This is a genomic window from Maribacter sp. BPC-D8 (assembly GCF_035207705.1).
Taxonomy (GTDB): domain Bacteria; phylum Bacteroidota; class Bacteroidia; order Flavobacteriales; family Flavobacteriaceae; genus Maribacter.
This window is the reverse complement of the sequence record NZ_CP128187.1, coordinates 1,525,574-1,541,342: the sequence shown is the minus strand read 5'-3', so window position 1 is coordinate 1,541,342 and position 15,769 is coordinate 1,525,574. Positions and strand designations below refer to the sequence as shown.

Below are 15,769 nucleotides of genomic sequence, written 5' to 3'. Positions count from 1 at the left end.
AGATGAAGAACAAAAAAAGCGGAATCATAGATTGGGCATTTAAACATGCTACCTTTCCTTTCGTACTTGTAATGTCGTTAGTTTTGATGGGTATTTATGGGCTTTTGAATATGCCCAGAAACGAATTCCCAGACTTTACTATTCGTCAAGGTTTAATTATTGGGTCGTACCCAGGGGCTTCGTCTGAAAAAGTGGCTCATGAATTAACCTCAAAAGTAGAGGAGTTTCTATTTGGTTATAACGAAGTAGATAAAACAAAAACCTACTCGTATTCAAAAGATGGACTCATGTTCATCTATGTAGAGGTATCTGATAAGATTAGCCATGATGCAACAGAGCAGTTCTGGAACAAATTAAAAGCTGAAATCTTAATCTTTCAGCAATTAAGTTTACCTCGCGATGTACAAGGGGTAATGGTAAATAGTGATTTTGGGAGTACTGCAGCTTTAGTTTTAGGTGTAGAGTCGGCAACAAGACCCTATAAAGACATTCAGCGTCATGTAGAAGATATTGAAGACGAATTTAGACAGATAGATAATTTGGCTAAAATATCGCACTCTGGCGGACTTACAGAGCAGATTGCTGTTTATGTAAATCAAGATAAATTGGCTAGTTATGGTATAACGCCACAAGCTATTACCATGAGCTTACAAAACCAAGGTGCAGTAGTAGGTTCTGGAACCTTGGAAAGCGACACTAAAGAAAGACCCATATATCTTGAAACTACTTTAAAGTCTGAAGCTGATATCGCTCGCCAAGTAATTAAAACAGATGCAAACGGTAACATTATTAGAGTTAGAGATGTTGCTCGTGTAGTTCGTGAATATGATGATCCAGACTCTTATTTGACCATTAATGGTACCAAGGGTATGATCATTACCCTAGAAATGGCTAAAAAGGGAAACATTGTTCAGTTTGGTGATGAGATAGATGAACGTTTGGATAAAATCATTAGCGAAATGCCTGCTGATATAAAAATCACCAAAATTGCAAATCAGCCAGAAGTAGTAGACCATTCCATAAGTCACTTCATGAAAGAATTCGGCTTTGCCTTAATTGGGGTAATTCTGGTTACGTTGCTATTGTTGCCATTTAGGGTAGCGTCAGTAGCTGCGGCTACAATACCAATTACAATTGCATCTACTTTATGTGTTATGTTCTTTTTGGGTATAGAATTGAACACGGTAACCTTGGCTGCTTTGATTGTAGTATTGGGTATTGTGGTAGATGATCCTATTGTAATTATAGATAACTATGTAGAGAAGTTAGATGAAGGTATGTCTATCCCCGAAGCTGCAGTAAGTAGTGCCAAAGAATTGTTCCCGTCTGTATTTACGGCAACATTGGCTATTTCTGCCACCTTCTATCCGTTGTTGTTCTTTATGGAAGGTGTGGCTTCAGATTTCATTAGCGCATTCCCATATGTAATTATCATTGCATTGACTTTATCATTATTGATATCGATTCTTATTGTACCGATGATAAATTCCATATTCATTAAAACGGGACTACATGAGGATCCTGCAAATAAAAACAAAGATGGTAAAAAATCGATGTTAGATCGTTTGCAATCATTCTTTAATACTACGGTGAATAAAGCCATGGCTCATTATAAACTTACCATTGGTTTAGGTATTGCAGCTATCGTAATTGGTGTAGTTTTATTTAGTGGTGTTAGCCAGCAGTTGTTCCCAAAGGTTGAACGTAATCAGTTCGCCATAGAAATTAATGTAGCGCCTGGTAATAGCCTTAATGAAACGGCAAAGGTTGTTGACGGACTTGAAGAAATATTAAAGGTTGATGAACGTATAGAGAATTACACCAGCTTTATTGGTACAAGCTCGCCACGTTTTCATACGCTATATGCACCAAATCTTCCTGCTAAAAATTATGCTCAGATTTTGGTGACAACTATTGATGATGATACCACCGTTGAGGTTTTGAAAGAGTATGATGAGAAGTATGCAGATATGTATCCGCAGGCATATCTTAGAATGAAGCAATTAGATATGGCTGGTGTTAAAGCACCCATAGAGGTTCGCTTATACGGAACTGATGTTGATGAATTAAAGAAATACGGAGATTCTATTATCAATTTTGCCCGCGCTACGCCAAAAACTATTTGGAGTAGAACCGATTATGGTGATATGAAAGAGGCAGTAACCATGGACATTAAGTTTAATGAAGCTGCTCGTTTAGGTTTAAACAATAGAGCTATTGCAAATGCCGTAGCTATTAATACTACAGGTTTAAAAGCTACCGAGATATGGGATAAAGATTATGCTATTGATGTGAAAATTTTGAGTGAGAACCAAAACCATCAAAATGTATCTGACCTTCAGCAATTATCAATTATCTCTCCGCAGAAAGGTGCTGTAATTCCGTTACGTCAAGTAGCCAATATTGCATCAGAATGGTCACAAGAAACGATTGTGAACAGAAATGGATTGCGTTGTCTTACCGTGCGTGTAGATATTACCAAAGATGCAGTTGCCAATGAAGTACTTGCCGAAATTATTCCTAAAATTGAGGAAATTCAATTTCCAGAGAATATACGAATTGAGTATGGTGGAGAATTTGAACTTCAAGAGGAGAACAATAAACCTATGGGTCTTTCTTTAATGCTAAGCGTAGCCTTGATTTTCTTAATCTTGTTATGGCACTTTAAGAGTTTCATGCATGCCGTGTTAAGTTTCATTACTATGCCATTAAGTATTTTTGGTGCGGCTATTGGGTTGTTGTTAATGCAATATCCGTTCGGGTTTACGTCTTTCTTGGGTCTTTTGGCTTTATGCGGAATTGTAGTAAGAAACGGAATTATATTAATCGATTATGCCGATGAACTTCGCCACTTACACCATTATAGTGTGAAGAAAGCGGCTATTCTTGCTGCAGAAAGACGTATGCGTCCTATTTTCTTGACATCTTCTGCCGCTGCAGTTGGGGTAATACCTATGATTGCAAGTCGCTCTAGTCTTTGGGGACCTTTAGGAACCGTTATCGCATTCGGACTCATGTTTTCCATGGTACTTACCCTTTTCGTATTACCCGTATTGTATTGGTTGTTCTTTAGAAAAGAAGATGATGAGAATACGATTAAAGACCCCGTTAATGCTGAATTTTAATTGAAGAATACTAGCAATGAAATATATAAAATTACATCATACAGTCATAAATAAATTCCAGTTGTTGTCCGTAATCGGGACGATGCTTCTGGGATTGAATATCTCTTTTGCGCAACAAATAACTTTAGAAGAAAGTCAAGAGGCTGCCCTAAAACATAGTTATGCCATTAAAAACGGATTATTGACCATAGAGAAGTCCGAGGCGTTTAAAAAAGAGATGATTTCCAACTATTTTCCTACTGTAGAAGGTAGCGCCGTTGGTCTTTACGGACCAAATGACCTCATTAGCCCAATAACGGGAATCTTACCTAACGGCATAGACAATCTATATAGCGCCAGTGCCATGGCAACTGAAGTCATTTATGCCGGCGGGAAAATTAGAACCGCGAATGCGCTTGCAGATATACAGATGGAAACCTCAACAATTAGAGCAGAGCAAGCGGTAGATTCGGTTTTGTTAGTGACAGAAAAAAAGTTCTGGCAATTGGTGCAATTGCAAGAGCAGCAAAAAGTAGTGGAGACCAATGAAGCGTATTTAGATGAACTTTTAAAACAACAGCAAGATTTATTGGATGCAGGTTTAATTGCAAAAAATCAATTATTGCAGGTTAAGGTAAATCGTAGCGAATTGCTTTTAAATAAGAGCAAGCTAGAGAATATGCGAAAACTGGCTTTGTTAGATTTCTCTCTGTATGTAGGTGTTGCTTATGCTTCAGATATGATAGCTAGCGCAGATTTTGAAAATATTGCTCCACCAGAATTGAAATATAGCGAACCTGACTTAGATTTAAATGGAAACAGTAATTACCAGCTTCTAGAAAAATCGATATCAGCAAGTAGCCTACAAATTAAAATGGCAAAGGCAGATTTACTTCCTTCTTTTGCAGTAGGTGTAAGTGCTTTAGAATTTGGTGCTTTTGATAACTCTGTGAGTAGTCAGTTCACCGGACTAGCTTTTGGTACACTGAGCATACCCATATCTGATTGGTGGGGAAGTGGAAAGCAAAAAGTGAAGCAAGAGAAGATACAAGAAGAGATTACCCAGAATAATAGAAAAGACGGTATTGATCAATTGAAATTAGCGATCACGCAAAGCTGGTATGATTTGGTTGATGCACATGAGCAAATAGAATATGCGCTAGAGAACAAACAATTGGCAGAAGAAAACTTAAAAGTTAATCGTGATACTTACGATAGCGGATTAAGCGGACTTACAGATTTGTTAGATGCTCAGGCAATGGCACAGAATGCGCAGTCTAATCTCATAAATGCCTACACGAATTTTGAGAATAAAGAGATTACCTTTTTATATAGAACAGACCAGTTAACAGCGCCATCTTTAGAAAGTTTAAAGCAATAGCCAATAGAAAAAGCTTTAAAACCGTATAGCTATAAAGACGACTACATTATCGTGGGAGAAGGTGTCATATGAAGAAGAAAGAAATCATAAGAATATTGACACTTGCGCTCATGTGGTTTATTGCCATTATAGCATTTGATATTGTAATAAATGCAAAGGTTTTTGATAAGGGAGATTGGCTTCCGTATTTTCAATATACGTTTACTTCGGTTTTGCCTATCCTCATTTTTTACTGTTTGGTGATAAGCTTAAGTGAAGGTTTTTTTATGAACACGTTGCTAAGAGATTATCCGTTCGCTATTGTTGTATTCACAAAGGCTGTTTTACAGTTCGCAGTTATTTATGTAATTCATTTAGTTGGAGCATATGTAATTACCGAATTTATGCCTTTGAGTACTAATGCTGCGGTAAATGCACATTATGCTTATTTGAGTGCTTCGCTCAATATATTCTATGTTGTATACTTTTTTATTGTCAGTTTTCATTTTAGCCTATATGCTCAAGTTTCTAGAAAATTAGGTTCTACCAATCTTTATGATATTGTTATGGGTACGTATTTTAGACCCAAAGAAGCACAACGTATTTTTATGTTTTTAGATTTGAACCAGTCTACCACCATTGCCGAAGAAATAGGGCACTTAAAATACAGCAGGCTCATTCAAGAATGTTTTACCAAGCTTACGCATCATATTGACAATTATGATGCTGAGGTATACCAATATGTTGGTGATGAAGCTGTGTTGACTTGGAAAAATTCAGATTCGAGTGCCGCAGGAAAGTGCATCGACCTATATCTTGATTTTAGAAATAGCCTAACGAAAGATGCTCCTCAATTTGAAAGAAAATATGGTATCGCCCCCAAGTTTAAGGTCGGAATAAGTTTTGGAACTGTTGCCATTGCTGAGGTAGGCGATTACAAAAGAGATATCGCATTTCATGGTACGGTATTGAATACAGGCGCACGCTTATGTCAACTATGTAAAGAGATAAAAGAGGATATTCTTTTTTCAACATCTTTTTTTGATCTTCTAAAAACAAACAAGCATCAATTAACTTATGTGGGCGATTACATGCTTACAGGTCGAAAATCTAATGAAAAGGTTTTTCGTTTATTATAATATACTGCATAGTAATAATTACTAAGAATATTTTAGGCTTGCTATTATCAATGTTTACTTAAACATGTTTAAATGATAATATCGAATAATATGACACCTTAAATTATATACTTACTTTTAAATTAGGAATTACTTATTGCAAACTTTTGAAAATGAGGAATTTCTATGTAACTTTTATCTAGAATTAAAACACTACACAAAATGGCATTACTAAAAGAGACAAAAGGAAAGGGTACGCATACTACCGTTACGTTTACTGTTGGGGAAAATGAAGCCCCTAGCGCAGCAAATGTTATATTATTGGGAGACTTCAATGATTGGCAAACCAACGATAGTTCTTACCGAATGGAAAAAAAGAACGGATCCTATGTGAAAAGCATAAAACTAGAAACTGGTAAACGGTATGAGTTTAGATACTTAAGCGAAGATAAAGGCTGGTTTAATGATTATGCAGCTGATGCATATGTACCTTCACCGTATTCAGGTATTGATAATAGCGTTGTAGATTTAAGTGCTTTGCCGGCGAAAAAGAAACCGGTCAAAAAAGTAGCGGTTAAGAAACCTGCAGTTAAAAAGCCAGTAGCAAAAAAACCTGCTGCCAAGGCTAAGAAAGATGATTTAAAGAAAATTGAAGGCATCGGACCTAAAATTGCATCTATCTTAACAGATAAGGGGATAGGTACTTTTGAGAAATTAGCTGGAGCGTCTGTAAAGACTCTTGAAGAAATTCTAAAAGAAGCCGGACCACGTTATACCATGCACAAACCTGGTTCATGGCCAAAGCAAGCCAAATTAGCTGCTTCAGGTGATTGGGATAAATTGAAAGTATTACAAGATAAATTAGACGGCGGTAAGTAATTGCCATAACTATACATAACAAAAAGCCCTAAGGTATATTCTTAGGGCTTTTTGTTTACTATTAGTTGTTTTATTAGAAGCTACTATTTCATTGCAGTTTGATAATCTATAATGAACTTCTTCATCATGCTTTGTAGTTCTATCTTATCTTTCTTGTTCATTTTAATAATATTAAGCCAAGCGGTGCCAATGTCTTTAGGAGCAAAAGTTGAAAAGTTTTTGATGACCACCAAGCCCTTTTCTTTCGGATAAAATGTGAGTCCTTTTTTGGTGATTTTTATATTATCCGCGTCCATTTTTAATACAGGGAACGTAAGCTGCATTGCATGTTGAATTTCGTTATAGAAATAAACATTTTCTTGTGTAGCATTAATTTTGGCGTAATAATTTCTATTACTTTCACTATGTTCTTCTATAAAAGTATTGATTGCTTCTACTTGAGTTTGTAATTTTTGAGCGTTACTTGTTTTTACAAATGCGACTATCAAGGCAATAGCTAAAAGTACTTTTTTATACATGATAATTTATGGTTTAAGTTGAATTCAATAAACGTTTATGAGGCTATTTTGTTGTTTAAAATATAGTTGAGGTTATTTCGTGCAACTATTATATTCCTCAACAACTGCAATGATATTTTCTTTTTTAAGAATTTTATTTTTTAGCTTAGAAACTAAGGTAGGGCAATCGCTTAAGTATTCTGTAGCACGATTTTTAAAAGACTTTGAGGGTCTTGCAGTTAGTAAAGGCGTGGCAATATCTTCATTTGCTCTTTGGGCATAGAATTCATTTAAATTGTGAAAAGTAATCGTGCCAGGTCTTGTTGAGGTCATGCCCACAGATCTACCATAAAGTGTAACGGCACCTGTAGTGACAATACAGAATATTTCTTTTTTCTTTGTAGATACAGGTATGTATTTGAAATATGCGATTTCTTTTTCAGAATAAATAAACTTAATTAACTCGACCTGATCTTCATTAAATACAGATTTGTCTCCATTAATGTTATTTTTTACTCTAACCTTAGATTTTCCATTAAAATGAACTAAGTCTTTAGAAACGACAGGTATTTTAACCTCGCCCGTTATTGTCTTTCCGTTTTTTAAAATCACCTCTCCATTTGTCCATGTATATTGAGAAAATGAAATGAAGGTGTTGATGAAGAAAAAAAAGGTCAATACTATATTTCTGGTCATTTCTTATAATTGTAATTCTTGAAGTGTAGTAACTTCTTGCTCTAATTCCTTAACTAGGTTAATCGCCATTTTTTAATTGTTGTAACGCTTCTTGCTGAAATGCCCAAATCTCAGAAATTGGCACTATTTTTCTTGTCAAATCATCAATGCTCTTATGTTCTGTCCATAGAAAAGGATAAAATGCGATACCTTGATTTCCATTAATTTCAGTTATTTCCTTTTCCCATCCAGTCCAACGTGCGTTGGCATAGAATTGAGACAGATCACCTGTAAGTGTCCACCATAGAAAATCAGAATACCCAATATCCATTGATTCCCATTCTAAAGCATCTGGTGCGAAATAATATACATTGCCTAAATCATCACCCAAAGCACCACCATTTATAGCGAAAAATCCGCCGACTACATCATCGGCAACTAAGAATATAGATGGTTTATCTCCATATTCTTCAAATGTTTTTCCCTTGTTCCAATCAGGTAAAGTTCTATCTAACTTTTGGTTGCCAGACCCCAAAATTCTGATCCAGCCATGGTCAATTAAGAGACCGCCAGTTTCGTATATTATAGCGCCCATTGGTGAGCGGGTTGATACTTGTGTTTGATACAGTGCATTATCAGCTTCTTTCTCGTTTTTGGGTAGAATTTCAACTTTGTTGGTTGCATCATTTATCCATTCAGCAACTAATACCCAGCCTGGTTCATCAATATTTATTAATTCATTTATTGTTTTCATACTGATTACTACAGATTTAATTATTCGTTCTAATTACTGATTTTAATCTGGTTGATTTCCCTTTTGAATATGTTACTTGTTTTTCTTAAATAAGAATTTATCTATCCGGTTAAAAGTATTGCCCAAAAAACTCCAAAATTTAAGTAGAATTCCTTCAAAAATTACGTCAATGAAAAAACTTATAATAGCATCCATAATTATTATGTCATTAAAAAACCGTGTAATATGACCAGGTATAAAACGAACATTAACCTAATTCATACTTAATGGGGTAGTGGGCGTTTATTATTTAGTTATAGCCCAATCTTGACCTTCGTACTCAGCCCAAGAGCCATCTTCGGGTTCTTCTAAAACACTTTTTACCATTTCAATAAGTTTTGGGTCCTCATCTTTGAAAATAGCTTCTCCGTCCATAATAAGCGCTCTGCTTAACTCATCATGCATTTTGTCTTTGTTCTGCGCCAAATAGTTTAATTGCCCTAGTCTAAGGTGTAAAAACGGATTACCCACAGTGTCTTTAAATTGCATTGCAAAATTGAAATTATCAAAAGCATCTTCGATCCATCTTTCAGAAAAACATACTTCTGCAATATGTACTATTACATACCTGCCTTCTCTAGTTCTTTTTTGGTCATCAGTTAGCGATTCATAAATTTTCATAAGCTCTTTAACTCGAGACTCCACATCTAAATCTTTATTAGTAGTGATCTTGTCGATGTCTGCTACTTTATCTGCTATTGACTCTGGTATGTTAATGTATTGCTTGATTTTTGCAATGTTCGCTTCTTTTTTAGATTGTAATTGAACAGTTTCTTGTTTTTTGTCGCTCTTTTTTAAAAAATCAAATAGACCCATATTTTTTAAGTATTTAGAATTTCGTTTTCTTATATTTTTTTCAACAGCGGTTTTACCTTATCGAAAAAAGATTGATAGTCATTATTTTCATCATATGTAATACCAGGAAACCTACAATAGTAAAAACATATTCCTAAGAATTGAAATTTAACTAACTTTTTATGTTAAAGTAAAAATCTTAAGTCCCATTCTTTTTTGTTTTGGTTGTTATCAATACCTTCTCCGATACGGTTTATAATATCTCTAGGTGATAAATCGTGATTATTCTTTGTGTCTACAGAACTACCTTTAGATACCAGATATTTAATAATTTCTTTTTGCTGTTCATTTCCTCTACACATCATAACTGCATTCCATAATGGTGTATTACCGTTCTTATCTTTTATTTCTACCAAAGCTCCATTTTCAATAAGCACTTTTACAATCTCAAAATGACCGTTCGCTACTGCACAATGTAATGCAGACCGACCATTAGCTCTTGCGTTTAGTTTATCATCTATATTAAAACCACATTCTAAAAGAAAATTGGTCATTTCGGTTTGTGTGTAATGTTCTTGATAGCCGTACCCAGCATAGGATATGAGTAGATTGCCTTTATCATAAGAATCATGAGTGCAAAAGTTAACTCCGTTATTTTTATGTACGGTTAAGTCAGAAATAGTATTCTCATAAATTAGAAGAGTAAGTTCTTGTAAAGTCATTTTTTATTGGTTGTATTTTTTTATAAATACGGACAACTTGTGTGATATACGAAATGAATTAATAGCTGTTAATTTTTGATTTAGCATTAAACTGATGCTTTTAAATAACGTTGCAATGGTATTCGTATTTTAGAGAATTCAGATTGATAAAGTTTTTAATATTTCTCTCTTACGATTAAACATTTCTACAGTTTCATTGTCGGTCCATTTTACACCACCTAAAGAAGGATAATATTTAGGGTATATTGGTTCTGTTTCAATTATGAGCTCCCTTTTTATTAGATTCTCTTCCTTATCTAAAATATCAATGTAAAGCTTTAAGGTGTCCATTTCGTGCTCAACCTTCAACCCAGCTTTATGTTTTCTATTTTTAGCACTTTTTAATTTCCCGAAATAATAATGATTTTCAAATTTATCTTCTTTACATTTTAAGGCGATTGAATTAATAAGATTTAAATCTATTGTATCAGTTTTTTTACTTAATTCTTGAAATGTTTTTACAATACATTTCAATAAAAAGTCTGATTTTTCGTAGCTAGACAATGCAAAATACTGATTTAGATCTTTAAATGGTAATTCTAAAAAAACAACAGCAACATCATATATGTCATCAGAACAACAGAAGTTTATTTGTTTCTCGTCTTTTGTTAGTGAGATACAAACCTTCATAATTTTACCACCTATTTTTTTCTTTGATTCAAGTAGAAGCCGTAAAAACAGTTCTTGAATTAAATTAGAGCTAACGTTAGCTTTTTTTACTATTTCTTGAGGATAACCAGATTGATATACCAAACATTGAAAATCAATTTGTAAATCTCTTATCATAGTCTATAGTTCTTGTTTAATTAAGTATGAATATTATTCTTTTTTCAATTTCAGCAACACCTCTTTTCCATGTTCATTATCAGGATTTAATGCTATAGATTTTTCATACATTTCAATGGCTTTTGTTTTTTTATCTGCCATCAATAAAGCTTCACCATAACTATCATAAGCATTGGCACTTTCAGGAAATAATAGGGTAGTTGTTTTAAATATGTCTAGAGCTTTGTCTAATTCTTGGGTTTGTAAAAATGAATATCCTAAGGTATTTAAATCATGTTCTGAACGATTATGAACCTTAGTTTCAATTGATAACTCAATAGCATTTTCCAATGCCTTTTGCAATACTACATTTTGTTCATCTTTATTTAATGTTTCTGAATAGGCATTAATAATGGCGTTAATAACTAAAGCGGGGTTATCATTAAATATAGCATGACTGCTACTTTCAGCTATAATGTTAGTTACATTATTGTTTTGTGTGCCTAAATCTACATGGACTTTTTTCCATCTATTAGCATATTCTTCAGGATATACTGGAGCAGATTTATCTGGAAAAATATTTGTAACAGGAATGTTTTTAGGAAACTGCGTGTTTCTTAATGAACGCATAATTTCATTGTAATTGAAATTTAAGTAATAATCGCCAGTACCCTTTGGTATGGTGTTTATGTCAACAAACATGTCTCTCATCGCTAAGAAATCTTCATTCCAGAAATCACTGAGCGTAGCATCTATTAAAACAATCGCTTTAACTTTTTTCGGATGTTTACTTGCGTATACTAGATTGTATAGTCCGCCATAGGAATGGGATACCAAAATAATATCATCACTGTACCCTAATTTTGCAAGTCCGGTTTCCAATTCTTTAATTCCGTTTTCAATTCCGAAATCTGAATCATTTTTTAATACTGAATTCAATTCACTCTGTCCAAACCCTGATCGGTCATAGGTAATTAATGTAGTACCAGTAACTTTATGTATTCTTTCTAAAATAGGAGTCCAAACAGAACTGTCATTGCCACCACCAGCTTCAAAAAGAATAGGAGTTCCGACACCTTTCATTATATTGAAATGCATGTTAAAGCCGCCAACATTTACTAGCGTATCTATCGTTTGAGAATGGGCGGAGAGCGTTAAAGAGAAAATAGCTAAGAATGTAAAATAGAACTTCTTCATTTTTGGTCTGTGTTTATTTCAGGTAATTTACAATATTTCAACAGTTTAGTAGGGTAGGGGTATGTGAAGATTGTATGAAGTTTTAAATGTTTTTAGTAGAATTTTAATTGCTTTTTGGTCCATTTAAGTGATATGTTTTGAGATAGCTGAAGAGTAATGCTTTCGAATATTGAAATTGGCTATAAAGGCTTAGATATGTACGTTTTTTGTTTTGTTGAAACTTTATTTGTCTTTGTATAATTATTATTTATGACGCGTAGTTCTTATGATGTGTATACTTGGTGCTAATCAGTTATTTTCTTTTAACTAAATAAAGTCCTTCACTTTTACTCTTGTTTGCATTTGTGGGATATGAATACCGAATAAAAGACACTTCTGTTTCTGCCCTAAACTGTTCAGGAAGTGTATAATTATTTAAATACCCGTCTGATTGAAAAAACCAAAACGGAAACTTAACGGCATCTTCTTTAAATCGAACATATTCATCACCTTTTTGTAATTTATAATAACCAACAGCTAAAAATTGAGCGATTATGGGTGTGTATGCAAATGTTGAGGATGATTCCGTTTTTTTTGAACCAATCTTTTTAATCTTATTATTTTGGTAATTAAACTCATTTTCAGGATAATTAGAATGCTCAAAATCATAGTCATTATACTTTCTGTCAATGCTAGAACCCGAGTGAGACATCCAGTCAGAATAGGTATTAGATTTGGTGTCTTTTAGAAAAATAAGTTGATTATACTTTGCAGGATAATTTTCGAAAGTTCGTTCGCTACTATTGTCACCCTCCAAATAATAATTTTCAGAGGTGTGCAGTGCCACCCAGCCTTCATTAATTTTTAAATAGATGATATCATTATTACCATAAACTACTGTAGAAGCTTGATTGTAAAACTCTTCAAAAATGGTAATCCATTTTTTTTCTAATTTTTCTGTATCAGCATTTATTCTTTTGAAGTAAGATTCAGGCTCTATTTTATTTTGTGAAAAATCATAGACGGTACTGTCACCAAATACATAATGTGTTTTAAATGGCATTTCGGCTGTTTTGTCTGACGTTTTGAATAGTATACTACCGTTAGTGCTTATTTTTATTTGCTGATATCCATCATCTACAATAAAATAATTGTTGATGGTGTCATAGGTAATATATAAGTATGTTTTATCTGTAATTGAGTCGATTACGTAATTTTCAGAACTGACACCTGTACTTAAATACTTGTAGTTATTCTCATTAGAAACAAAACTGGGTAGCAGATTAATACTGGTACATTGCTGAACGAAAAATAGAAGTCCGATAATTATGAATATCATTATTTTATATTTTTTCATTACAATTGATTACATGGTTGAGTAGGGTAGTAGTTTGCAAGCCTTAGCTTACGTTCTGCAGTCCGCTATTAAATAACTTTATTTTAATATATTTATTTAATCCTTAATACAATCATTTTAGAATAATTGTTGCATTCGCTAAACATACGTATAGATCTATCTTGCCTTCCTAGTATATTAGAATAGCATATATCTAAAATACCAAGTGCAGAAATAACGCTAAGCTTTTTTGAGTAGCGGTTATTGAATGGTAATTCCGCTTTTTTTCAACTTAGCTGTCGTGATAGCAGTAAAAATAACTTCAATTAAATCTTTACCGCCAGATGTAACATAGTAGTTAGATAAGTCAGTTATGTTGTCGCTGATATTGTCTCCCCAAGGGGGTATTTTAGTTAAGTCATTTTTATCCCAAATAACTTCTGAAGGTTTAAATTTTTTCAATCTTTCTTGAATGTCCTTCAATTCTATTTCAGCTTTTTCTAAATTCTCAAATGTGAGATGACCATTATATAAATCATTTAAAATTATAGGGTATTTATTCGTTTCAGAACCTGATGTTAACCGGTATTCAATGGTATCGAAAAATGATATAAAGAAATCTCCTGTTCCTATTTCAAATAAGTGATTACTAGTTTTTAAATAAACTGCCATTATTAATGTGTTGATTGTTTACGAGGGATTAATGGCGCTAATTACAATCTAAATGATACGTATTAATCCCTTTGCTGTTTTTTAAACCTTTTTCAATATATTCTTACCAGTAATTGCCATGGTAGTTAAAACGCCAGAAAAAAGTGCACCACCAACCCCTGCGGTTACAATATCTTGTCCCGTTAAATAAAAGTTCTTGATGGGAGTTTTAGGTTTAAGAAATGGTTGTCTATATCGAGCGGGAGTGTGATCTAAACCGTAAATCTCCCCTTTTTCATAATTTATAAAATGCTGTGTAGTTAGGGGAGTAGATAATTCGTAGCAATTTACCTTACCCTCAACTTGTGGTAATTGTTTGTATACTTCTTTTAATAATCGCTTTGCAAATTCTTCTTTTTTAGCCTCATATTCTGCGCCTCTTTTTTTCCATGGTGTGCCTTCCCATTCTTCGAATGTTTCGTAGGGTACCAATGTAATTACATCAATGGTACTTTTGGTAGGGTAGCGATTCGCCCAATCTGGATCTTTCGCTGAAGGAAAAGAAAGATATACCAACGGAAAAGGTTGAGACATATCTTCTAAATAGTTGTTAATGCAGGTATCATGATCACCGTCTTTTGGGTAGACCCAATAATTGGTTTTTGGTATACCAAGTTCTTCGGGCGTGCCTTCTAAACCAATATATAAACTGGCGTGGGCTGCAGATCTGTTTACCTTTTGTAATTGTTCGGTTAGTTGATGTTTTTTAACTGTAGCTGATGGCAATAACTTATTGTAAGTTGTCATTACACCTGCGTTGCTAACCACGTTATCTGCATGAAAAACTTTTCCATCTTTCATGCGCACACCAACAGCCTTATTATTTTCAATAATAACTTCTTCTACATCTGCACTTACCAAAATGGTACCACCAGAAGCTGCGATTACGGGATCGACTTTTTTTGCAATTTGAGAAGATCCACCAACCGGAAAACTACCACCATCAAAATAATGACGCACTACAGAAGCATGCATAGAAAAGCTACTTTGTTTTGGCGGTAAACCATAATCACCATACTGCGCGGTCAACACCTTTATTAGTGTTTCGTTCTTCGTTAATGAACTTAGAACCTCGTAAGTTGTTTTGTCTGAAAATTTATAAAATGGCTTTTTAAGATATTTGCCAAATAGGGTGTTCCAAACAGGTGCTATGCCTTTGCTTATGTAATAGTTTTTACTTGTTTTTACTGCCTTAAAAACTAAATCTACATAGCTGTTGATTGCTTTTTCTTCCTCTGGGAAATAAGCAATCATTTGTTTTTTGAAATTTTTTGCTCCTTTTACAAAATCATAATGTTTATCTCCGATAATTACCCGATCGTAAACATCACCCATATCTGCCCACTTTAATTCGCCGTCAGTGATGTAGTCAAACAACTTCTTTAAGAGACTGCTTTCTCGCTGCATTTCTCCGATATAATGTATGCCTACATCCCATTCATAACCTTTACGCTTAAAAACATGTGTAAAACCACCCGGAGTGTAATGCTTTTCTAATACAAGAACTTTCTGACCTTCTTTTGCCAAAATTGCAGCAGTAGCAAGACCACCCATTCCTGAGCCTATAACAATACTATCATACTTTTCTTGTAATTCTGGCTTCTTTTTATAAGATTGAATCATAGTATTGGTTCTAAGTTTTAAAATTGTTTGGTTCTTGTTTTTGGTTGTTGGTTTGAAGTTAAGATTATTTAATAAATAATGGAGAAAATAAATGACAGTGTTTTCTTAATACAAGTAACCGCTTACAGTCCCTTATAAATACATTTATATTTGCTTTTAGACCTAAAGTCAACAGT

At 33.8% G+C, this 15,769-nt stretch carries 14 protein-coding genes; 4 read left to right on the top strand and 10 right to left on the bottom strand.

The features are described 5' to 3' along the window. The first annotated feature begins 2 nt into the window (after nucleotides 1–2). The 4 genes from QSV08_RS07050 to QSV08_RS07035 all read left to right on the top strand — a co-directional run bounded on the left by QSV08_RS07050 (nucleotide 3) and on the right by QSV08_RS07035 (nucleotide 6,461). Nucleotides 3–3,125: an efflux RND transporter permease subunit gene (locus QSV08_RS07050; protein WP_324027697.1), complete on the top strand. Its 3,123-nt coding sequence runs from the start codon at nucleotides 3–5 to the stop codon at nucleotides 3,123–3,125. A gap of 16 nt (nucleotides 3,126–3,141) precedes the next feature. Next, a complete protein-coding gene (locus tag QSV08_RS07045) occupies nucleotides 3,142–4,485 on the top strand; it encodes a TolC family protein (RefSeq protein WP_324027696.1) in 1,344 nt (447 codons plus the stop codon). Nucleotides 4,486–4,553: 68 nt separating this feature from the next. Then, entirely contained in the window at nucleotides 4,554–5,603 is a 1,050-nt protein-coding gene (locus QSV08_RS07040) for an adenylate/guanylate cyclase domain-containing protein (protein WP_324027695.1), read from the top strand. A 201-nt stretch (nucleotides 5,604–5,804) separates the two neighbouring features. Next, on the top strand, nucleotides 5,805–6,461 hold the full coding sequence (locus tag QSV08_RS07035) for a helix-hairpin-helix domain-containing protein (RefSeq protein WP_324027694.1): 657 nt from the start codon (nucleotides 5,805–5,807) through the stop codon (nucleotides 6,459–6,461). A gap of 83 nt (nucleotides 6,462–6,544) precedes the next feature. Here the strand turns inward: QSV08_RS07035 and QSV08_RS07030 are convergent, their stop codons facing one another. From QSV08_RS07030 to QSV08_RS06985, 10 genes are all read right to left on the bottom strand, one after another. Then, nucleotides 6,545–6,979, bottom strand: coding sequence for a hypothetical protein (locus QSV08_RS07030; RefSeq protein WP_324027693.1), 435 nt, complete (start codon nucleotides 6,977–6,979; stop codon nucleotides 6,545–6,547). A 72-nt stretch (nucleotides 6,980–7,051) separates the two neighbouring features. After that, on the bottom strand, nucleotides 7,052–7,654 hold the full coding sequence (locus tag QSV08_RS07025) for a hypothetical protein (RefSeq protein ID WP_324027692.1): 603 nt from the start codon (nucleotides 7,652–7,654) through the stop codon (nucleotides 7,052–7,054). A gap of 58 nt (nucleotides 7,655–7,712) precedes the next feature. Continuing rightward, nucleotides 7,713–8,387 carry a DUF2625 domain-containing protein gene (locus QSV08_RS07020; RefSeq protein ID WP_324027691.1) on the bottom strand — a complete coding sequence of 225 codons (675 nt, stop codon included), beginning with the start codon at nucleotides 8,385–8,387 and terminating at the stop codon, nucleotides 7,713–7,715. A gap of 285 nt (nucleotides 8,388–8,672) precedes the next feature. Next, complete coding sequence (locus QSV08_RS07015) at nucleotides 8,673–9,242, bottom strand: hypothetical protein (protein WP_324027690.1); 570 nt, start codon at nucleotides 9,240–9,242, stop codon at nucleotides 8,673–8,675. A gap of 164 nt (nucleotides 9,243–9,406) precedes the next feature. Beyond that, on the bottom strand, nucleotides 9,407–9,943 hold the full coding sequence (locus QSV08_RS07010) for an ankyrin repeat domain-containing protein (RefSeq protein WP_324027689.1): 537 nt from the start codon (nucleotides 9,941–9,943) through the stop codon (nucleotides 9,407–9,409). 138 nt (nucleotides 9,944–10,081) lie between these two features. Further along, complete coding sequence (locus tag QSV08_RS07005) at nucleotides 10,082–10,768, bottom strand: hypothetical protein (RefSeq protein WP_324027688.1); 687 nt, start codon at nucleotides 10,766–10,768, stop codon at nucleotides 10,082–10,084. A 33-nt stretch (nucleotides 10,769–10,801) separates the two neighbouring features. Further along, nucleotides 10,802–11,944 (bottom strand): alpha/beta fold hydrolase, encoded by a 1,143-nt coding sequence (locus QSV08_RS07000; protein WP_324027687.1) that lies wholly within the window; start codon nucleotides 11,942–11,944, stop codon nucleotides 10,802–10,804. 292 nt (nucleotides 11,945–12,236) lie between these two features. After that, nucleotides 12,237–13,262, bottom strand: coding sequence for a hypothetical protein (locus QSV08_RS06995; RefSeq protein WP_324027686.1), 1,026 nt, complete (start codon nucleotides 13,260–13,262; stop codon nucleotides 12,237–12,239). A 258-nt stretch (nucleotides 13,263–13,520) separates the two neighbouring features. Continuing rightward, nucleotides 13,521–13,931 carry an immunity 70 family protein gene (locus QSV08_RS06990; protein WP_324027685.1) on the bottom strand — a complete coding sequence of 137 codons (411 nt, stop codon included), beginning with the start codon at nucleotides 13,929–13,931 and terminating at the stop codon, nucleotides 13,521–13,523. A gap of 81 nt (nucleotides 13,932–14,012) precedes the next feature. Then, a complete protein-coding gene (locus QSV08_RS06985; RefSeq protein WP_324027684.1) occupies nucleotides 14,013–15,593 on the bottom strand; it encodes a phytoene desaturase family protein in 1,581 nt (526 codons plus the stop codon). Between the last annotated feature and the right edge of the window lie 176 nt (nucleotides 15,594–15,769).